Raw genomic sequence first — 18,955 nt, 5'->3', positions numbered from 1 at the left:
CGAGGCCCCGGGACGGCGATCCGTCCCGGGGCCTCGGCGTATGCGCAGGTGGCGGCGGACTAGACGTACCGCTCCAGGATCGACGACTCCGCGAGCCGCGACAGGCCCTCGCGGACGCTGCGCGCCCGGGCCTCGCCGACGCCGTCCACGGTCTGCAGGTCGTCCACGCTCGCCGCGAGCAGCTTCTGCAGCCCGCCGAAGTGCTCCACGAGCCGCTCGATGATCGCGCCCGGCAGCCGCGGCACCTTGGCGAGCAGCCGGTAGCCGCGCGGCGAGACCGCCGAGTCCAGGGTCTCCATGGAGCCGCTGTAGCCCATGGCACGGGCCACTATCGGCAGTTCGAGCAGCTCGGCGTGGGTCAGCGCGTCCAGCTCGGTCAGCGCCTCGGCGACCGTGCGCGAGCGCTTGGCAGTCGGCTCCGGCACGTAGTCGCGGATGACGAGCTCGCGCTCCGGCTCCACGCCCGCGATCAGCTCGTCGAGCTGGAGCGAGAGCAGCCGGCCGTCGGTGCCCAGCTCCACCACGTACTCGGCGATCTCGGTGGCGATCCGGCGCACCATCTCCAGACGCTGCGCCACGGCCGTCACGTCCCGGACCGTCACCAGGTCCTCGATCTCCAGGGCGGAGAGCGTGCCGGCCACCTCGTCCAGGCGCAGCTTGTAGCGCTCCAGGGTCGCCAGGGCCTGGTTCGCGCGGGACAGGATCGCGCCCGACTCCTCCAGGACCCGGCGCTCGCCGTTCACGTACAGAGCGATCAGGCGCATCGACTGCGACACGGAGACCACGGGGAAACCGCACTGCTTGGAGACCCGGTCCGCCGTGCGGTGCCGGGTGCCGGTCTCCTCGGTCGGGATCGACGCGTCCGGGACCAGCTGCACGCCGGCCCGGAGGATCTTGGAGATGTCCTTGTCGAGGACGATCGCGCCGTCGAGCTTGCACAGCTCGCGCAGCCGGGTGGAGGTGAAGTCGACGTCGATGACGAAACCGCCGGTGCACATCGACTCGACGGTCTTGTCCATGCCGAGGACGATCAGACCGCCGGTGTTGCCACGGAGGATCCGTTCGAGCCCGTCGCGGAGGGCGGTGCCGGGGGCGACGGCACTGAGCGACGCACGCATCAGTGCCTCGTTGTCCTTGGCTGCCACTGCACTCCTCCGGCTCGTACGGATGGGCGAGACCAGGGCAAAGTCTAGCGACACCGCCCCGCAGCCCTCCGCGACCAGCCGAGCCCGTCCCGGCGGCACCTGCCCTTCCGCTCGCCTTTCGCTCCCCTTCGGCCGCCCTTCCGCTCGCCTTCCCCTCGCCTTTCGCTCCCCCTCGGTCGCCCTTCCGCTCGCCCTCGGTCGCCCTTCCGCTCGCCCTCGGCCGCCCTTCCGGTACGCCTCCGCTAGCCCTCCGCCCCCTCGGGAGCCCTTGGCCTGCGGCTGCGCGGCAGCACCCGCAGGGCGTCGCCCATGTCCGCGACCTCGATGACCTTCATGCCCGCCGGCACCTTCCCCGGGTCGCCCGGGACCAGCGCGTGCGTGAACCCGAGCCGGTGCGCCTCCGCGAGCCGGCGCTGCACACCGGTCACCCGGCGCACCTCGCCCGCCAGCCCGACCTCGCCGATCGCGACCAGGTTCTTCGGCAGCGGGGTGTCGCTCGCGGCGGAGGCGAGCGCGAGGGCGATGGCCAGGTCGGCGGCCGGTTCGGACAGCTTCACGCCGCCGACGGTCGCGCTGTAGATGTCCCGCTTGCCGAGCGCGCTGATCCGGCCGCGCTGCTCCAGGACGGCCAGCATCATCGACACCCGGGAGGTCTCCAGACCGGAGGTGGTCCGGCGCGGCGACGGGATCTGCGAGTCGACCGTCAGCGCCTGCACCTCGGCCACCAGCGGCCTGCGCCCCTCCAGCGTCACGGTGAGACAGGTGCCGGGCACGGCCACGTCACGGCGGGTCAGGAAGAGGCCCGACGGGTCGGCGAGCCCCGTGATGCCCTCGTCGTGCAGCTCGAAGCAGCCGACCTCGTCCGTCGCCCCGTACCGGTTCTTCACGCCCCGGACCAGGCGGAGCCGCGCGTGCCGGTCGCCCTCGAAGTGCAGCACCACGTCCACCAGGTGCTCCAGGAGCCGGGGGCCCGCGATGGTGCCGTCCTTCGTCACATGCCCGACGAGCAGGGTCGACATGCCCCGCTCCTTCGACGCCCGGATCAGTGCGCCGGCCACCTCGCGGACCTGCGCCATGCCGCCCGGGGCACCGTCGATCTCCGGCGAGGCCACGGTCTGCACCGAGTCGAGGACCAGCAGCGACGGCTTCACCTCGTCCAGATGCGCGAGCACGGTCGACAGGTCGGTCTCGGCCGCCAGATAGAGGTGGTCGCTCAGCGCCTTGATCCGGTCGGCGCGCAGCCGGACCTGGCTCGCGGACTCCTCGCCCGTCACATAGAGGGTGCGGTGCTCGTCGCTCGCCGCCTTCGCCGCCACGTCGAGCAGCAGCGTCGACTTGCCGACGCCCGGCTCGCCCGCGATCAGCACCACCGCGCCGGGGACGAGACCGCCGCCGAGCACCCGGTCCAGCTCGTCGACGCCCGTGCTGCGGGCGGTCGCCTGCCGCCCGTCGACCTGCCCGATCGGCAGCGCGGCGGAGGACACCCGCCCGGCGGCGGTCGTCCGCACGGCGGGCGCGCCGTACTCCTCGACCGTCCCCCAGGCCTGACACTCAGGGCAGCGGCCGAGCCACTTCGCGGTCTGCCAGCCGCACTCGGTGCAGCGATAGGACGGCCGGTCCTTGGCGGTTTTGGTACGAGCAGCCATGCCGCACACGGTAGCGGGACCCACTGACAACCCCGCCCCGCCCGCTCGCCCCAGCCGCCGCCGACGGGCCCGCGCTCCGGCTCGTGTCCCCTTTCGAGTGGTCGCTTCACCCGTATGGATTAAAAGCGCGCAAGCGGTGCGAAGACCCCCCTCCCTCCTGCCTACCGTCGCCGGGTGACGAGCAGCAGGCTGGAAGACACAAGGGAACACCCCACCCGCCCCACCGGCGGTCCCCGCACCCTCGGCCAGCGGCCGCCCGCCCGGTACGAGGAGTACCTGGACGGCCTGTTCACCTACTGCCTCTCGGTTCTGTGCGACCACGACACCGCCACCGCCGTCCTCGGCGACGTCCTCGCGATCGCCGAGCGGCACCACGGCCGCTGCCCCTCCGACGAGCCCGGCCGCCGCGCCTGGCTGTACGCGCTGGCCCGCTGGGCCTGTCTGCGCAGCCTCGGCGAGCAGCGGAGCCGGCGGCAGGGCGGCGCGCACACCGGCCGTCCCGCCGTGGCCGAGCCGGAGCCGCCGCGCGTGGCGCCGGAGGTCGCCGAGCGGCGCCGGGCCGAGCTGGCCGCGCTCGCCTGGCCCGAGGCGGCCGGCACGACGCCGGAGCAGCGCGAGGCCCTGGAACTGGCGGTACGGCACGGGCTCGGCCACCGCGAGGTCGCCGCCGTGCTGTCGCTCGACCCGGTCGCGTGCCGTGAGCTGCTGCAGTCCGCGGCCTGCGAGGTGGAGCGGACCCGGGCCGCGCTCGCGGTCGTGGAGACGGGCGACTGCCCGACCGTGGCCCGGCTCACCGACGACCACCAGGTGCTGCTTTCCGCGGCCCTGCGCGCCGAGCTGGTCCGGCACGTCGACGACTGCCCGCGCTGCCGCCGGGCCGCCGAGCGCGCGGGGGCCGGCGCGCCCTGGCCGGGCGCCCCCACCGCCGTCCGCCTCCCGATCGTGGAGGCGCCGCGGGCCGCCGCGTACGTGGCGATGCTGCACGTCCCGCGCGCCCGGGCCGGGGCCCCGCGGTTCGGGCCGACGGGCTTCCCGATGGACCCCAAGGACCACGCGGCGCGCCGTGACCGGATGCGCACCCGGGCCGTCACCACGACCGTCGTCGCCGCGGTCGTCGCCGCGCCGGTGCTCGCGCTGTGGGCCTCGTACCGCGGCACGCCGGTCGCGGGGGAGGGCCAGGACGGCGCCCGGATCAGCGCGCGGGACGCGGACGCGACGGGCGCCGCGCACTCCGGCGGCGCCGACGGGCGCCCGTACGAGCGCTACGAGAACACCGGCAACGCCCGTACGACCCCCGACCCCCGCTTCACCCGCGGGAGCCGCGCCCCGGACGTGACGGTCGAGGTGATCAGCCCCGGCGCGCCCGCCGCCCCGACCCGGCCCGGGCAGCCCGCGCCGGCCCGGATCGCCGTCGCCGCGCGCGGCAGTGGCGGGACGACCCTGCTGACGCTCACCAACGAGGGCGGGCAGCCGGGCGCCTGGGCGCTCTGGTCGGACGCGCCCTGGTTGTACGTGAGCCGGGCGTCGGGCACGCTGCGCCCCGGCGAGTCGGTCACCGTGCGGATCTTCGTCGACCGCGCCGGCGAACCGGCCGGTGCCTGGAGCGCGCGGGTCGGCGTCAACCCGTCGGGCGCGGTGGTGCGGATCGGCGGCTACGGGGCGACCCCGCCGCCCCCGACGACGACCGAGCCCACGTCCCCGCCGCCGAGCACGACGGACCCGACGACCCCGCCGCCCACCAGCGAGCCGCCGACCACTCCGCCGCCGTCGACGACCGAGCCCACGACGGACCCGACGACCGGGCCGCCGACGACGGACCCGACCACGGACCCGACGCCCGCGCCGAGCGACTCGTCGTCCACGGGCGGGTCGCCGACGAGCACCGACCCGGCCCCCGCGGGCGGCTAGGCCTGTTCGGCGGATCAGGGTCGGACAGGCCCTGGTCCGCCGGGTCGGCGGGGTGCGGCGATGCGGGCGGCTAGTCCGCCGGGTCGGCGGGGTGCGGCGCCACCAGTGGCAGTTGCGACGCGAGCCGCGCCTCGCACAGGCCGACGAGCACCTCGTACGCCGCCTTGCCCATCATCTCGACGAGCTCCGGCTTGTACGAGACGTAGACCGGGTCCTTGCCGACGTGCGCCGAGCTCGCGGTGGTGCAGTACCAGTGCAGGTCGTGGCCGCCCGGGCCCCAGCCGCGCCGGTCGTACTCGCCGATCGACACCTGGAGCACCCTGGTGTCGTCGGGCCGGTCGATCCAGTCGTACGTGCGCCGCACCGGCAGCTGCCAGCAGACGTCCGGCTTGGTCTCCAGCGGCTCCCGGCCCTCCCGCACGGCCAGGATGTGCAGCGAGCAGCCCGCGCCGCCCGCGAAACCGGGCCGGTTCTGGAAGATGCAGGAGCCCTTCCAGCGGCGGGTCTGCCGGTCGCCGTCCTCGTCGACCTGCGTCCAGCCCGTCTCCGTGCCGACGTCGTGGAACTCCCACAGGTCGGGCGTGAGCCGGGCCACGTGCTCGGCGACCCGCTTCTCGTCGTCCTCGTCGGAGAAGTGCGCGCCCAGCGTGCAGCAGCCGTCGTCCGCGCGCCCCTCCTGGATGCCCTGGCAGCCGTTGCCGAAGATGCAGGTCCAGCGGGAGGTGAGCCAGGTCAGGTCACAGCGGTAGACCTGCTCCTCGTCCTCCGGGTCGGCGAACTCCACCCAGGCGCGCGGGAAGTCCAGGCCCTTCTCGTCGGGTTCCTGGTCCTTGGCCCGCTTCTTCACGGCCTTCGCGGCGTGCGAGAGCCTCGCCTGCCCGGCGGCGTCCTTGGCAGTGTCCTTTGCGGTGTCCGTGCTGTCTTTGCCCGGCTTGACCTTTTTCGTCTTTGGCACAAGACCAAGCGTATGCGGGCGCGCGCAGTAGCGTTTCGTCCATGAGACTCGGAGTCCTCGACGTCGGTTCGAACACAGTGCACCTGCTGGTGGTGGACGCCCACCCCGGCGCCCGCCCGCTGCCCGCGCACTCCCACAAGGCGGAGCTGCGCCTCGCCGAGCTCCTCGACGAGCGCGGCGCCATCGCCGAGGCGGGGGTCCGGCGGCTCGTCGGCACGGTCCGCGACGCGCTCATCGCCGCCGAGGACAAGGGCTGCGAGGAGGTGCTGCCGTTCGCCACCTCCGCGGTGCGCGAGGCCAGCAACGCCGACGCCGTCCTCCAGCAGGTGTACGAGGAGACCGGCATCGCGCTCCAGGTGCTCAGCGGCGAGGAGGAGGCCCGGCTCACCTTCCTGGCCGCCCGCCGCTGGTTCGGCTGGTCCTCCGGCAAGCTCTTCCTCCTCGACATCGGCGGCGGCTCCCTCGAAGTCGCCTTCGGCATCGACGAGGAGCCCGACGCCGCCGTCTCCCTGCCGCTCGGCGCCGGCCGGCTCACCTCCGGCTGGCTGCCCGGCGACCCGGCGGATCCGGCCGACGTGAAGTCGCTGCGCCGCCACGTCCGCGCGCAGATCGCCCGTACGGTCGGCGAGTTCAGCCGCTTCGGCTCCCCGGACCATGTCGTGGCCACGTCCAAGACCTTCAAGCAGCTGGCCCGTATCGCGGGCGCGCCGGGCTCCGGCTTCGGCCTCTACGTGCAGCGCAACCTGTCGCGGAAGTCGCTGGAGGAGTGGGTGCCGCGGCTCGCCGCGATGACGGTCGCCGAGCGGTCCGCCCTGCCCGGCGTCTCCGAGGGCCGGGCCGCCCAGCTGCTCGCGGGCGCGCTGGTCGCGGAGGGCGCGATGGACCTGTTCGAGGTCGAGGAGCTGGAGATCTGCCCGTGGGCGCTGCGCGAGGGCGTGATCCTGCGGAGGCTCGACCACCTGCCGTAAGACCGGCGCGGGCCGGGGGCGCGCGTACGGGTACGGGTACGGGGGCGCGGTTACCGGGAGCGGGGGGCCGGACCCGGAGGTGACCGGAACCACCCCCCGGCCCCCAGGCCCGCCCCGTACCCTGTCTCCGTGGCAGAACCAGCGGTGCGCATCCCGGATGCGAAGGTCGCCCTGTCGACGGCCTCGGTCTATCCGGAGTCGACGGCGACGGCCTTCGAGGTCGCCGCGCGCCTCGGTTACGACGGCGTCGAGATCATGGTGTGGACCGATCCGGTCAGCCAGGACATCGAGGCGCTGCGCCGGCTCTCGGACCACCACCAGGTCCCGATCCTCGCCGTGCACGCCCCCTGCCTCCTGATCACCCAGCGCGTCTGGTCCACCGACCCGTGGGTCAAGCTCCAGCGTGCGCAGGCGGCGGCCGAGAAGCTGGGCGCGTCGACCGTGGTCGTGCACCCGCCGTTCCGCTGGCAGCGCCAGTACGCGCGGGACTTCGTGACCGGCATCTGGCGGATGGCGGACGAGACGGACGTGCGCTTCGCCGTGGAGAACATGTACCCCTGGCGGTACAAGGACCGCGAGATGCTCGCGTACGCCCCCGAGTGGGACGTCACCAAGGCCGACTACCGGCACTTCACGATCGACCTCTCGCACACCGCGACCGCCCGCACCGACACCCTCGCCATGGTCGACCGCATGGGCGACCGGCTCGGCCACGTCCACCTCGCCGACGGGCGCGGCTCGGCGAAGGACGAGCACCTGGTCCCGGGCCGGGGCAACCAGCCGTGCGCGGAGCTGCTCGAGCGGCTCGCCCACAACGGCTACGACGGCCATGTCGTCATCGAGGTCAACACCCGGCGCGCGATGTCCTCCGCCGAACGCGAGGCCGATCTCGCCGAGGCGCTGGCCTTCACCCGGCTCCACCTGGCCGCCGCCTCCCGGGGCACGCACGCGTGAGCGACGGTTCGACGGGCGGTGCTCCCCGGCGGCGCGGCCGTCCCTCGCGTACGGCCGCGGACGACGGCGGACCGGGCGCGCGGGAGCGGATCCTGGAGGCGGCGCGGGAGCTGTTCGCGGAGAAGGGGTACGACAAGACCTCCGTCCGCGGCATCGCGAAGGCCGCCGGGGTCGACCCGGCGCTCGTGCACCACTACTACGGGACGAAGGACGAGGTCTTCGCGGCGGCGATCGAGGTGTCGTTCGAGCCGACGGCCGTCGTCCCGGCGATCGTCGCGGGCCCGCGCGACGCGATCGGCGAGCGGCTGGCCCGCTTCTTCGTCGGCGTCTGGGAGAACCCGGCGACCCGCGCCCCGCTCCTCGCGATCATCCGCTCGGCGCTGACGCACGAGGCGGCGGCGAAGGTGCTGCGGGGCTTCGTGCTGCGCCGGCTCCTGGAGCGGATCGCGGCGGACCTCGACGTACCGGAGCCGAAGCTGCGGGCGGAGCTGGCGGCCTCGCACATGATCGGGATCGCGATCCTGCGGTACGTGATCCAGGTGGAGCCGCTGGCGTCGGCGGACCCGGAGGAGATCGTGGCCCAGGTGTCGCCGACGCTGCAGCGCTACCTCACGCAGCCCTGACCCTTCGGCCGCCGCCCCTCGGCCCCTGACCACGAGCCGAACATTTATCTCGCATGCCGGACGCGGTTGTCCGGATCTTGGAGTCGAAGCGTACGCTCGACTGCAAGCACACCCATCACGAGGAGCGAGCGACGATGCCCGAGCTGAGGTCCCGCACAGTCACCCACGGCCGCAACATGGCGGGCGCCCGCGCCCTTATGCGCGCCTCCGGTGTACCGGGCGCGGACATCGGACGGAAGCCCATCATCGCGGTGGCGAACTCCTTCACCGAGTTCGTCCCCGGCCACACCCACCTGCAGCCGGTGGGCCGGATCGTCTCCGAGGCCATCACGGCCGCCGGCGGCATCGCCCGCGAGTTCAACACGATCGCCGTCGACGACGGCATCGCCATGGGCCACGGCGGCATGCTCTACTCGCTGCCGTCCCGCGACCTGATCGCGGACAGCGTGGAGTACATGGTCGAGGCGCACTGCGCCGACGCCCTGATCTGCATCTCCAACTGCGACAAGATCACCCCGGGCATGCTGATGGCCGCCCTGCGGCTCAACATCCCGACCGTCTTCGTCTCCGGCGGCCCGATGGAGTCCGGCCGCGCGACGCTCGTCGACGGCACGGTCCGCACGCTCGACCTGGTCGACGCGATCTCCGAGGCCGTCAACGACAAGGTGTCGGACGAGGACATCCTCCGCATCGAGGAGAACGCCTGTCCGACCTGCGGGTCGTGTTCCGGCATGTTCACCGCCAACTCGATGAACTGCCTCACCGAGGCCATCGGCCTCTCCCTGCCCGGCAACGGCACGGTCCTCGCCACCCACACCGCCCGGCGCGCGCTGTACGAGAACGCCGCCCGCACGGTCGTGGACCTCACGCGCCGCTACTACGACGAGGACGACGCGTCCGTCCTGCCGCGCAACATCGCCACCCGCGCGGCGTTCGAGAACGCCATGGCCCTCGACATCGCCATGGGCGGCTCCACCAACACGATCCTCCACCTGCTCGCCGCCGCCCAGGAGGCCGAGCTGGACTACGGCCTGACCGAGATGGACGCCATCTCGCGCCGCGTGCCCTGCCTGGCGAAGGTCGCGCCGAACGTCGCGCCCCGCGGCACGTACTACATGGAGGACGTCCACCGGGCCGGCGGCATCCCCGCCATCCTCGGCGAACTGCACCGCGCCGGCCTGCTCAACGAGGACGTCCACGCCGTCCACAGCCCCTCCCTCGCCGACTGGCTGAAGAACTGGGACGTCCGCGGCGGCTCCCCCTCCGAGGACGCCGTCGAGCTGTGGCACGCGGCCCCCGGCTGCGTCCGCTCCGCCACCGCCTTCTCCCAGTCCGAGCGCTGGGACACCCTCGACGTGGACGCGGAGGGCGGCTGCATCCGCGACGCCGCCCACGCCTACTCCAAGGACGGCGGCCTGGCGGTCCTGCGCGGCAACCTCGCCGTCGACGGCTGCGTCGTGAAGACGGCGGGCGTCGACGAGTCGATCTGGACCTTCGAGGGCCCGGCCGTCGTCTGCGAGTCGCAGGAAGAGGCCGTCGAGAAGATCCTCAACAAGCAGGTCAAGGACGGCGACGTCGTCGTCATCCGCTACGAGGGCCCCAAGGGCGGCCCCGGCATGCAGGAGATGCTCTACCCGACGTCCTTCCTCAAGGGCCGCGGCCTCGGCAAGACCTGCGCCCTCGTCACCGACGGACGCTTCTCCGGCGGCACCTCCGGCCTCTCCATCGGCCACGCCTCCCCGGAGGCCGCCTCCGGCGGCACCATCGCCCTCGTCGAGGACGGCGACCGCATCCGCATCGACATCCCCACCCGTGCGATCGAGCTCCTGGTCGACGACGCGACCCTGGCCGCCCGCCGCGATGCCCTTGGCGGCGTCTACGCCCCGAAGAACCGCGAGCGCAAGGTCTCGGCGGCGCTGCGCGCGTACGCGGCGATGGCGACGAGCGCGGACAAGGGCGCGGTGCGGGACGTGACGAAGCTGGGCTGACGCCCGCGGCGTGACCGAGTAAGGACGAAGGGGGAGCGGCCGACCGCTCCCCCTTCGTTCTTCCTGCTTCGTCGTACCGTCCGTCACCAGTGGGCGGGGTCCCGCCCGTCCACCGCGAACACCGACCCGTCCGGCGCCGTCCCGTACACGCGGTCGCCCGTCACCACCGGCGTCGGCACGGAGGCCGTGAAGCCCAGCCTGCCGTCGTGGAGCCGGGGCTCGGTCTGGCCGAGGACGGTGCCGCGCGCGGTGTCGACGGCGAACAGGCGCCCGTCGGCCGCCGAGAAGTAGAGGCGCGTGCCGTCGGCCGAGAGGACCGGCTGGGAGACGTGCCCGGCGGAGGTCTCCAGCTGCCACAGCGTGCGGCCGCCGGCGCCTCCGCCGGAGCCGGCCGTGTCGACGGCGACGAGCGCGCCGGTGTGGTCGAGGAGGTAGACCGCGGTGCCGTGGGCGGCGATCCGCGGGTCCTCCATGCTGAAGGGCAGCGGCACGCGGTTCGTGGTCCCGCGCGCCGGGTCGTGGCGGACGACCGCGCCGGTTCGGCCCTGGAACCCCTGGGACGTCAGGAAGAGCGTGCCGTCCGCGCCCGTCGCGCCCGCCACGAGGTTGCCGGGCAGGCGGTGCTGGTGGACGACTTCGCCGCTCCTCGCGCGCACCGAGGTGACCAGGGTGTGGGCGCCGTCGGCGGACGCCTCGAAGACGTGCACGAGGCCGGTCGCCGGGTCGTACGGACCGGTCTGCGGGGCACTGTTCCCGCGCAGCGGGTGCTGCCAGAGCCTGCGGCCGGTCGCGCCGTCGAGGGCGGTGAACGTGCCCGAAGGGGAGCCGAGGAGCAGGGTGTCGCCCGCGGCGAGCGGGTCGGCGAAGTACGCCGACATGTCCGCGCTCCAGCCGGGCCTGCCGGTGCGCGGATCGTAGGTCGTGTAGCGGTCGCCGCTGACCGTTCCGAGCCGCCCGCCGGCGAGCACGGGCGCGACGGCGTCCGTGCCGTCGCCACGGCTCGGCACCGACCAGGCCTGCTTGCCGGTGCCCGCGTCGAGCCGCGCCACCGCGGTCGTGCCGCGCGCGGCGCAGAACAGGGCGCCGTCGTACGGAGCCACGGCGCAGACCGGCGCCGCGGCGCCCGCGCCGGGCAGCGCGGTCCGCCAGACGTCGAGCGGCCGCGACGCGGCCGTCCGCTGCGCCCGTTCCTCGCCCTCGCTCCCGCCGAGCTGTACGGCCAGCAGGACGCCGCCCGCCGTCAGCGCCGCGAGCACGGCCGCGGCCACGACGGCGAGCGGCCGGCGGCGGGAGCGCCGCGGTGCCTCGACCGCCTCGGCGCGGGGGACCGTGGTGGCGGCCGAGTCGACACCGGAAGCCCTGAGCGCACGCGTGTCGGTGTCCCCGGCCACCGCAGGCATCGGCGAGGATGCCCGGCGCTGCGCCGGTATGAACGCCGCCGCCTCGTACGACGGCGGCAGCAGCGCCGCCATGACCTCGTCCGGCGTCGGCCGCTCCGCCGGCTCCTTCGCCAGGCAGCGCGCGACGAGCGGCGCCAGCTCCTCCGGGACGCCCGTCAGGTCCGGCTCGTCGTGCACGACCTGGTACGCCACGATGTACGGGCTGTCCGAGTCGAACGGCCCGCGCCCGGTCGCCGCGTGCACCAGGACCGAGCCGAGCGCGAAGACGTCCGCCGCGGGACCGACCTGCCGGGGCCGCTGGAACTGCTCGGGCGCCATGAACGGCGGCGAGCCGATCAGCTTGCCCGTCTCCGTGTGCAGATCGCTGTCCGCGGGCCGCGAGATGCCGAAGTCGATGACCTTCGGTCCGCTGTCCGTGAGCAGCACGTTGCCCGGCTTGAGGTCCCGGTGCACCACCCCGGCCCGGTGGATGTCGCGCAGCGCCTCCGCGAGCCCGGCCGTGAGCCGGCGCAGCTCGGCGGGGCTCAGCGGGCCGTTCCTCTTGACCTGTTCGGCGAGCGTCGGCCCGGGCACGTAGAGCGTGGCCATCCAGGGCCGCGGCGCGTCCGGATCGGCGTCGACGACCGGCGCCGTGAACGCGCCGCTCACCCGCCGCGCCGCGGTCACCTCCTGCCGGAAGCGGGCCCGGAACTCCGGGTCCGACGCATAGGTGGCGTGGACGATCTTGACCGCGAGTCTCAGCCCGGAGGCCGAGCGGGCCAGCCGGACGATGCCCATGCCGCCGGAGCCGAGGACGGCCCCGAGCCGGTACTCGCCCGCGTACTCAGGATCTTCCGCTTCCCGGCCGACGCCGGTGCCGCGCAACGGTGGCATAGCCCCACCCCGTGTGTTTCCCCGTCAGTGCCGTGCGCGCGCACGACGCACGGAGCCTAGACCATGGCGCATCGAATCCGGACATGGCTTGGTAGCCTGCGCGCGTCGTCCGAACGGGGGAGAGCTCGAATGTCCAATCGCTATCAGATCGCGTCCGGATACCGGGTGAACGTACGGTCCGGCCCGAGCACCAAGTACCCGATCGTGCGCACGCTGCCGGCCGGTTCCTATGTGACGATCTACTGCCAGACGCCGGGCGAGTGGATCAGCGGCCCGTACGGCACCACCAACCTCTGGGACAACATCGCCGACGGCGACTACGTCTCCGACGCCTACGTGCACACCGGCAGCGACGGCTACGTCGCCCCGCGCTGCTCCTGACCCCTCTTCACGGGGGGCGGGGACGACCGAGCGGGATAATCGACTCGTGAGCGACGAGAACCGCACCCCCGCCCCCGAGAAGCCGGCCGGCCCCCAGCCCGAGGACATCCGCTTCTTCGGGACCACCTGGCTGGACCACTCCGGCCACTACGGGCTGCGCCGCGCCGCCGTCGCCGTCGGGTCGCTCGCCGCCGCGGTCGCCGGCTGCCTCGTGCTCCGCTTCGCGTACCAGGGCCTGGAGATCGCCGAGGTCGGCGGCTTCGTCAGCGTCCTGGTCGTCGTCATGTTCGCGATCTGCAGCGCCATCGCCTTCCGCAGGACCTGGGAGGGCTTCTCCCGCCGCCCGGCCGACCCGGCACGCGAGGACGCGCTGCGCAGCGTGAAGGCGATCGGCTTCATCGGCTCGCTGCTCGCGTACTTCTTCCGCGCGCTCTCCGAGGCGCCCGGCGAGAGGCTGCACCGCACGGAGTACGAGACCGCCCGCGCGCAGTACGAGAAGCGCCGCGCCGGCCGTGCCGGCAACCCCTCCCAGCGCAAGAAGCCCAAGCGCTAACCCACTCCAGGGCTCCAGGGCTGCAGGGCTGCAGGGCTCCCGGGTCCTTGACGTGCGGCACCTCCAGGCCCACTATTCATCACATGATGAATAAAGCGGTCGACGGTCCCGTCGACGGCGCCATCACCGCCTCCGGCCTCACCGTCGTCCGCGGCGACCGCACCGTCCTGCGCCACCTCGACTTCACCGTCCCCCGCGGCCGCATCACCGGCCTCCTCGGCCCCTCCGGCTGCGGCAAGACCACCCTCATGCGCGCCGTCGTCGGCACCCAGGCCAAGGTCACCGGCACCCTCGACGTCCTCGGCCGCCCCGCCGGCGACCCGGCCCTGCGCGCCCGCATCGGCTACGTCACCCAGGCCCCGTCCGTCTACGACGACCTCACCGTCCACCAGAACCTCGACTACTTCGCCTCGGTCCTGCTCCCCGGCCGCGCCCACCGCGACCAGCGCCGCACCGCCGTCGACCGGGCCATCGAGGACGTCGACCTCGCCTCCCACGCCCACGCCCTCGCCGGCCGGCTCTCCGGCGGCCAGCGCAGCCGCGTCTCGCTCGCCGTCGCCCTGCTCGGCACGCCCGAACTGCTGGTCCTCGACGAACCGACCGTCGGCCTCGACCCCGTACTCCGCCGCGACCTGTGGGACCTCTTCCACCGCATCGCCGCCGACCGCGGCACCACGCTCCTCGTCTCCTCCCACGTCATGGACGAGGCCGAGCGCTGCCACCGGCTGCTGCTGCTCCGCGAGGGCGAACTCCTCGCCGAGGACACCCCCGACGCACTGCGCCGACTGGGCGGCACCGCCACCGTCGAGGAGGCGTTCCTCCACCTCGTCGACGCCGCCGCGGCCCGCGCCCGCACCCGCACCCGTACCGAGGAGCCCCACTGATGAACGGTGCCCGCACCCTCGCCACCGCCGCCCGCGTGCTGCGTCAGCTCCGCCACGACCCGCGGTCGATCGCCCTGATGCTGCTCGTGCCGTGCGTGATGCTCTTCCTGCTCCGCTACGTCTTCGACGGCAGCCCGCAGACGTTCGACGCCATCGGCGCCTCGCTCCTCGGCATCTTCCCGCTCATCACCATGTTCCTGGTGACGTCCATCGCCACCCTGCGCGAACGCACCTCCGGCACCCTCGAACGCCTCCTCGCCATGCCGCTGGCCAAGGGCGACCTCATCGCCGGCTACGCGCTCGCCTTCGGCCTCGTCGCCATCGCCCAGTCCGTCCTCGCCACCGGCCTCGCCCTGTGGTTCCTCGGCCTCGACGTCATCGGCTCGCCCTGGCTCCTGCTCCTGGTCGCCCTGCTCGACGCGCTGCTCGGCACCGCCCTCGGCCTCTTCGTCTCGGCGTTCGCCGCGTCCGAGTTCCAGGCCGTCCAGTTCATGCCGGCCGTGATCTTCCCGCAGCTGCTGCTCTGCGGCCTGTTCACCCCGCGCGACCGGATGGCCCCGGCCCTGGAGGCGATCTCGGACGTGCTGCCCATGTCGTACGCCGTCGACGGCATGAACCAGGTCCTGCGCCACACCGACATCACCGTGGACTTCGTACGGGACGCCCTCGTCGTCGCCGGCTGCGCGGTCCTCGTCCTCGGCCTCGGCGCCGCCACCCTCCGCCGCCGCACCGCATGACCGTTCCGTGGACAGCCGACGCGCCGGACAGGGCCCGGTGCGAGGATGACGACACGTAACCCCCTCCGGCGAGGTGAACAGAACGATGACCCAGACCGTCGCAGTCCTCGGCACCGGCAAGATCGGTGAAGCGCTCCTCAGCGGCATGATCCGCGCCGGATGGCGCCCCGCGAACCTCCTGGTCACCGCCCGTCGCGCCGAACGCGCGGCGGAACTCCACGCCCGCTACGGCGTCGAGGCCGTCAGCAACGCCGACGCCGCCAAGCGCGCCGACACCCTCATCCTCGCCGTGAAGCCCCAGGACATGGGCCGGCTGCTCGACGAGCTCGCCCCGCACGTCGCCGCCGACCGCCTCGTCATCAGCGCCGCCGCCGGCATCCCGACCGCCTTCATCGAGGAACGCCTGACCACCGGCACCCCCGTCGTCCGCGTCATGCCCAACACCCCCGTCCTCGTCGACGAGGGCATGTCCGTGATCTCCGCCGGCAGCCACGCCACCCCCGAGCACCTCTCCCACACCGAGGAGATCTTCGGCGGCGTCGGCAAGACCCTGCGCGTCCCCGAGTCCCAGCAGGACGCCGCCACCGCCCTCTCCGGCTCCGGGCCCGCGTACTTCTACTACCTGGTCGAGGCCATGACCGACGCCGGCATCCTGCTCGGCCTGCCCCGCGCCCAGGCCCACGACCTCATCGTCCAGGCCGCCATCGGCGCCGCCGTCATGCTCCGCGACAGCGGCGAGCACCCGGTCAAGCTCCGCGAGGCCGTCACCTCCCCCGCCGGCACCACCATCTCCGCCATCCGCGAGCTGGAGAACCACGGCGTACGGGCCGCCCTCATCGCCGCACTGGAAGCCGCCCGCGACCGCAGCCGCGAGCTCGCCTCCGGCAACGGCTGAACCGACTACACGGCCGTCCCCTTCAGGACGTCCTCCGCGGTCACGACCCGGGCGAACTTCCCGCCGTGCAGCGACACCGCCGTCGCCCGGGTCAGCTCCTCCGCCGACCGCGTCCACCCGAAGGGCCCGGCCAGGTCGAAGGTGTGCATCGCGTCGATCGGGAACAGCACGTCGTAACCGAGGTTCCCGCCCATCCGCGCGGTGGTCTCGTTGCACATGTTCGTCTGGATGCCGACGATGACGAACTGCCCGATCCCGGCCTCCTTCAGCCAGGTGTCCAGGTCCGGCTCCCCGTAGAAGACCGAGTTCACGGTCTTGGTGACCAGCAGCTCCGGCCCGGTGCCCCTGCCCCGCCGCTCCTCGACGAAGTCCTTGAAGGCGTTGCCCTCGGACTCCGGCGCCAGCGGCGAACCAGCCCGCGGAGAGTCGTGCCGTACGAAGACGACCGGGCGTCCCGTCTCCTGCCACCGGTCGATGATCGCCGCCATGTTCCGCTCGGCGTCCGCGTTGTCCCGCCGGCCCCAGAAGGCGTCCTCGAACCCCTTCTGCACGTCGATGACGATGAGCGCCGCGTTCGCTTCGACCTTGATGTTCTCCATGATCTCCATGCCCACGATCCTGCTGCCCCGGGCCCTTCCGCCCCAGAGGCGGAAAAGCCGTCGATCGATGGTTTACTGCCAAGCGTGACAGAAGCCGTCCAGCGCATCGCCCTCCTCGCCTTCCCCGGCATCCGCGCCTTCGACGTCTCCGTCGTCACCGAGGTCTGGGGCACCGACCGCCGCGACCGCGGCGTCCCGCCCTTCACCCTCCTGCGCGCCGCCGCCGACCCCGCCGTCCCCGTCCCCCTCCGCGGCGGCCTCAGCCTCACCCCCGACACCCCGCTCGACAGGCTCGACGCACTCACCCCCGCCGACCTCGTCCTCGTCCCCGGCATCGAGGACCCCGACGCCGACGTCCCCGCTCCCGTCCTCGACGCCCTGCGCCGCGCCCACACCGCCGGCATCCCCGTCGCCTCCCTGTGCGCCGGCGCCTTCGTCCTCGGCCGCGCCGGCCTCCTCGACGGCCGCCGCGCCGTCACCCACTGGCGCCACGCCCGCACCCTCGCCGACCGCCACCCCCGGGCCACCGTCGAACCCGAAGCCCTCTTCATCGAGGACACCGGCATCTGGACCTCCGCCGGCACGGCCGCGGGCATCGACCTCTGCCTCCACCTCGTCCGTACGGCACACGGCGCGGAAGTCGCCGCCACGATCGCCCGCTCCATGGTCACCGCGCCCTTCCGCACCGGCACCCAGGCCCAGTTCATCGAGCACCCCACCCCGCGCGCCGACCGCGACGCCGACGCCCTCGCCGCCGTACGCGCCCACGCCCTCGCCCACCTCGACGCACCGCACACCGTCGCGACCCTCGCCGCCCGCGCCGGCATGTCCGCCCGCTCCTTCGCCCGCCACTTCCAGGCGACCACCGGCACGACACCCGCCCGCTGGCTGATCGCCCAGCGCGTCGCCGCCGCCCAGAAACTCCTCGAACGCACCGACCACCCCCTCCCCGAGGTGGCCCGCCGCGCGGGCTTCGGGAGCGAGGTCACCATGCGCCAGCACTTCGCCTCGCACCTCGCCACCAGCCCGCGCGACTACCGTGCCGCCTTCCGTCACACGGCGGGCTCCGCCGGCAGCAGCCCGATCGCCCGATAGGCCCGGTCGACGACCGGCCGCGCCATCCCGTGTGCCCGCTCGGCCCCCTCCCGCAGCACCCCGGCCACGTACCCCGGATCCGCCGCCAGCTCCGCATGCCGCTCCCGCACCGGCCGCAGCAGCTCGACCACCGCCTCCGCGGTGTCCTTCTTCAGGGCCCCGTACGAGTCGTACGCGTCGGCCAGCTCGGCCGGACCCTTGCAGCCGGTGGCCGCGGCGAGCAGATCCACCAGGTTCGCGACCCCGGGACTCTCCTCCCGGTCGTAGACGACCACACGCCCGCTGTCCGTCACGGCCCGCATGATCTTCCGCCGCACCGTGTCCGCGTCGTCGAGCAGATAGATGATCCCGGACCCGTTCTCGTGCGACTTCCCCATCTTCGACGTCGGGTCCTGCAGATCCATCACCCGCGCCGCCACCACCGGGTTCACCGCCCTCGGCACCGTGAACACATGCCCGTACCGCTGGTTGAACCGCACCGCCAGGTCCCGCGCCAGCTCCACGTGCTGCGTCTGGTCCTCGCCCACCGGCACCTCGTCGGTCCCGTACGCCAGGATGTCCGCCGCCATCAGTGCCGGATACGTCAGCAGCGACAGCCGCACGCTCTGCCCGGCCTCCCGGGCCCGGACGCTCTTCTCCTTGTACTGGATCATTCGGCGCATCTCGCCGTCCGTGGCCACGCACTCCATCAGATACGAGAGCCGCGCGTGCTCGTCCACATGACTCTGTACGAAGACGGTGCACCGTTCCGGATCGAGCCCGGCCGCCAGCAGCAGCGTCGCCGCCTGCCGGCTCAGCCGGGTCACCCGCCCCGGATCGTGCTCCACGGTCAGTGCGTGCAGGTCCACCACGCTGAACAGCGCGTCCGCCCGGTGCTGGTCGACTTCGACCCACCGCCGCACGGCCCCCAGGTAGTTCCCCAGCGTCAGATGCCCGGTCGGCTTGACCCCACTGAAGATCCGCTTCATGGCCTTGGCTCTCCCTCTCCTGTCGGACGCCCGCCGACTCGTCGGCCGGGCTCCCGGAGGGGGATACGCGAACGGCCGCCGAGGCGGCGGCCGTTGTGTTGCATGCGCGAGTGCGGCCGCCGGGTCAGGCGGCCCACCACTGGGTGCTGTGCGCATGCGTAGTCATGCGCACAGGCTACCTAGCCGGACCCGGGTTGACACGGGATTCCCAGGTCCGTAGTGTTCTCCGAGTTGTCCGACGTGAGCACCGACCCCGGTCGGCCCCGGACAGCGATTCCGCAAGAACCACTCAACGCCTGACGGTGTGCTTTGTCGCGTCGCCGTCTTGTCTTTCCGTGCGTTTTTGCGAAATGAGGAATCCGCGTTCGAGGTTTGAGCGTGAG

16 protein-coding genes and 1 pseudogene are annotated in these 18,955 nt (G+C 73.3%); 11 read left to right on the top strand and 6 right to left on the bottom strand.

The features are described from left to right. Nucleotides 1-59 precede the first annotated feature (59 nt). Nucleotides 60-1,118: a DNA integrity scanning diadenylate cyclase DisA gene (disA, locus tag ACIRSU_RS19440; RefSeq protein ID WP_403794858.1), complete on the bottom strand. Its 1,059-nt coding sequence runs from the start codon at nucleotides 1,116-1,118 to the stop codon at nucleotides 60-62. 269 nt (nucleotides 1,119-1,387) lie between these two features. Beyond that, entirely contained in the window at nucleotides 1,388-2,791 is a 1,404-nt protein-coding gene (gene radA / locus ACIRSU_RS19435; protein WP_403793678.1) for a DNA repair protein RadA, read from the bottom strand. A 174-nt stretch (nucleotides 2,792-2,965) separates the two neighbouring features. Between radA and ACIRSU_RS19430 the strand changes: the two genes are divergently transcribed. Further along, the gene (locus ACIRSU_RS19430; RefSeq protein WP_403793676.1) at nucleotides 2,966-4,699 is read left to right on the top strand and encodes a hypothetical protein; all 1,734 of its coding nucleotides are present in this window, start codon (nucleotides 2,966-2,968) and stop codon (nucleotides 4,697-4,699) included. 70 nt (nucleotides 4,700-4,769) lie between these two features. On the opposite strand, the gene ACIRSU_RS19425 is transcribed toward ACIRSU_RS19430, so the two are convergent. Beyond that, the gene (locus tag ACIRSU_RS19425; protein ID WP_403794855.1) at nucleotides 4,770-5,546 is read right to left on the bottom strand and encodes a hypothetical protein; all 777 of its coding nucleotides are present in this window, start codon (nucleotides 5,544-5,546) and stop codon (nucleotides 4,770-4,772) included. Between the two features lie 149 nt (nucleotides 5,547-5,695). Between ACIRSU_RS19425 and ACIRSU_RS19420 the strand changes: the two genes are divergently transcribed. The 4 genes from ACIRSU_RS19420 (at nucleotide 5,696) to ilvD (ending at nucleotide 10,187) form a co-directional block, all read left to right on the top strand. Further along, nucleotides 5,696-6,622 carry a Ppx/GppA family phosphatase gene (locus tag ACIRSU_RS19420; protein WP_403793674.1) on the top strand — a complete coding sequence of 309 codons (927 nt, stop codon included), beginning with the start codon at nucleotides 5,696-5,698 and terminating at the stop codon, nucleotides 6,620-6,622. A 129-nt stretch (nucleotides 6,623-6,751) separates the two neighbouring features. Further along, nucleotides 6,752-7,576 carry a sugar phosphate isomerase/epimerase family protein gene (locus ACIRSU_RS19415; RefSeq protein ID WP_403793672.1) on the top strand — a complete coding sequence of 275 codons (825 nt, stop codon included), beginning with the start codon at nucleotides 6,752-6,754 and terminating at the stop codon, nucleotides 7,574-7,576. After that, a complete protein-coding gene (locus tag ACIRSU_RS19410) occupies nucleotides 7,573-8,199 on the top strand; it encodes a TetR family transcriptional regulator (protein ID WP_403793670.1) in 627 nt (208 codons plus the stop codon). Before ACIRSU_RS19415 ends, ACIRSU_RS19410 begins: the two co-directional genes overlap by 4 nt. 134 nt (nucleotides 8,200-8,333) lie before the next feature. Beyond that, nucleotides 8,334-10,187 carry a dihydroxy-acid dehydratase gene (gene ilvD / locus ACIRSU_RS19405; RefSeq protein ID WP_403793668.1) on the top strand — a complete coding sequence of 618 codons (1,854 nt, stop codon included), beginning with the start codon at nucleotides 8,334-8,336 and terminating at the stop codon, nucleotides 10,185-10,187. Between the two features lie 83 nt (nucleotides 10,188-10,270). Here the strand turns inward: ilvD and ACIRSU_RS19400 are convergent, their stop codons facing one another. Then, nucleotides 10,271-12,460, bottom strand: coding sequence for a PQQ-binding-like beta-propeller repeat protein (locus ACIRSU_RS19400; protein ID WP_403793666.1), 2,190 nt, complete (start codon nucleotides 12,458-12,460; stop codon nucleotides 10,271-10,273). Nucleotides 12,461-12,598: 138 nt separating this feature from the next. Between ACIRSU_RS19400 and ACIRSU_RS19395 the strand changes: the two are divergent. The 5 genes and pseudogenes from ACIRSU_RS19395 to proC form a co-directional block, all read left to right on the top strand. Continuing rightward, nucleotides 12,599-12,841, top strand: a pseudogene (locus tag ACIRSU_RS19395) (SH3 domain-containing protein); the annotation flags it as partial. A 46-nt stretch (nucleotides 12,842-12,887) separates the two neighbouring features. After that, nucleotides 12,888-13,394, top strand: coding sequence for a hypothetical protein (locus tag ACIRSU_RS19390; protein WP_403793664.1), 507 nt, complete (start codon nucleotides 12,888-12,890; stop codon nucleotides 13,392-13,394). Nucleotides 13,395-13,477: 83 nt separating this feature from the next. Then, nucleotides 13,478-14,278: an ABC transporter ATP-binding protein gene (locus ACIRSU_RS19385; protein ID WP_403793662.1), complete on the top strand. Its 801-nt coding sequence runs from the start codon at nucleotides 13,478-13,480 to the stop codon at nucleotides 14,276-14,278. Then, nucleotides 14,278-15,015: an ABC transporter permease gene (locus ACIRSU_RS19380; RefSeq protein ID WP_403793660.1), complete on the top strand. Its 738-nt coding sequence runs from the start codon at nucleotides 14,278-14,280 to the stop codon at nucleotides 15,013-15,015. The genes ACIRSU_RS19385 and ACIRSU_RS19380 overlap by 1 nt, the downstream gene beginning before the upstream one ends. Nucleotides 15,016-15,100: 85 nt before the next feature. Beyond that, a complete protein-coding gene (gene proC, locus ACIRSU_RS19375) occupies nucleotides 15,101-15,910 on the top strand; it encodes a pyrroline-5-carboxylate reductase (protein WP_403793659.1) in 810 nt (269 codons plus the stop codon). Between the two features lie 5 nt (nucleotides 15,911-15,915). Here the strand turns inward: proC and ACIRSU_RS19370 are convergent, their stop codons facing one another. Further along, nucleotides 15,916-16,509 carry a cysteine hydrolase family protein gene (locus ACIRSU_RS19370; protein WP_403794852.1) on the bottom strand — a complete coding sequence of 198 codons (594 nt, stop codon included), beginning with the start codon at nucleotides 16,507-16,509 and terminating at the stop codon, nucleotides 15,916-15,918. A gap of 84 nt (nucleotides 16,510-16,593) precedes the next feature. Here ACIRSU_RS19370 and ACIRSU_RS19365 point away from each other — a divergent pair, with 84 nt between their 5' ends. Further along, nucleotides 16,594-17,604 carry a GlxA family transcriptional regulator gene (locus ACIRSU_RS19365; protein ID WP_403793658.1) on the top strand — a complete coding sequence of 337 codons (1,011 nt, stop codon included), beginning with the start codon at nucleotides 16,594-16,596 and terminating at the stop codon, nucleotides 17,602-17,604. Here ACIRSU_RS19365 and trpS read toward each other — a convergent pair. After that, entirely contained in the window at nucleotides 17,562-18,572 is a 1,011-nt protein-coding gene (gene trpS / locus ACIRSU_RS19360; RefSeq protein ID WP_403793657.1) for a tryptophan--tRNA ligase, read from the bottom strand. The genes ACIRSU_RS19365 and trpS overlap by 43 nt on opposite strands. Nucleotides 18,573-18,955: the final 383 nt, after the last annotated feature.

It is taken from the genome of Streptomyces sp. NPDC101160, from assembly GCF_044768205.1.
Taxonomy (GTDB): domain Bacteria; phylum Actinomycetota; class Actinomycetes; order Streptomycetales; family Streptomycetaceae; genus Streptomyces.
Note: the sequence above shows the minus strand (reverse complement) of the source record. Positions and strands in the feature narration are given on the sequence as shown.

Coding starts and splice junctions, on each gene's coding strand:
- trpS (WP_403793657.1), bottom strand. CDS start 18,572: ATGAAGCGGATCTTCAGTGGGGTCAAGCCGACCGGGCATCTGACGCTG.
- ACIRSU_RS19380 (WP_403793660.1), top strand. CDS start 14,278: ATGAACGGTGCCCGCACCCTCGCCACCGCCGCCCGCGTGCTGCGTCAG.
- proC (WP_403793659.1), top strand. CDS start 15,101: ATGACCCAGACCGTCGCAGTCCTCGGCACCGGCAAGATCGGTGAAGCG.
- ilvD (WP_403793668.1), top strand. CDS start 8,334: ATGCCCGAGCTGAGGTCCCGCACAGTCACCCACGGCCGCAACATGGCG.
- ACIRSU_RS19370 (WP_403794852.1), bottom strand. CDS start 16,509: ATGGAGAACATCAAGGTCGAAGCGAACGCGGCGCTCATCGTCATCGAC.
- ACIRSU_RS19420 (WP_403793674.1), top strand. CDS start 5,696: ATGAGACTCGGAGTCCTCGACGTCGGTTCGAACACAGTGCACCTGCTG.
- radA (WP_403793678.1), bottom strand. CDS start 2,791: ATGGCTGCTCGTACCAAAACCGCCAAGGACCGGCCGTCCTATCGCTGC.
- ACIRSU_RS19385 (WP_403793662.1), top strand. CDS start 13,478: ATGATGAATAAAGCGGTCGACGGTCCCGTCGACGGCGCCATCACCGCC.
- disA (WP_403794858.1), bottom strand. CDS start 1,118: ATGCGTGCGTCGCTCAGTGCCGTCGCCCCCGGCACCGCCCTCCGCGAC.
- ACIRSU_RS19400 (WP_403793666.1), bottom strand. CDS start 12,460: ATGCCACCGTTGCGCGGCACCGGCGTCGGCCGGGAAGCGGAAGATCCT.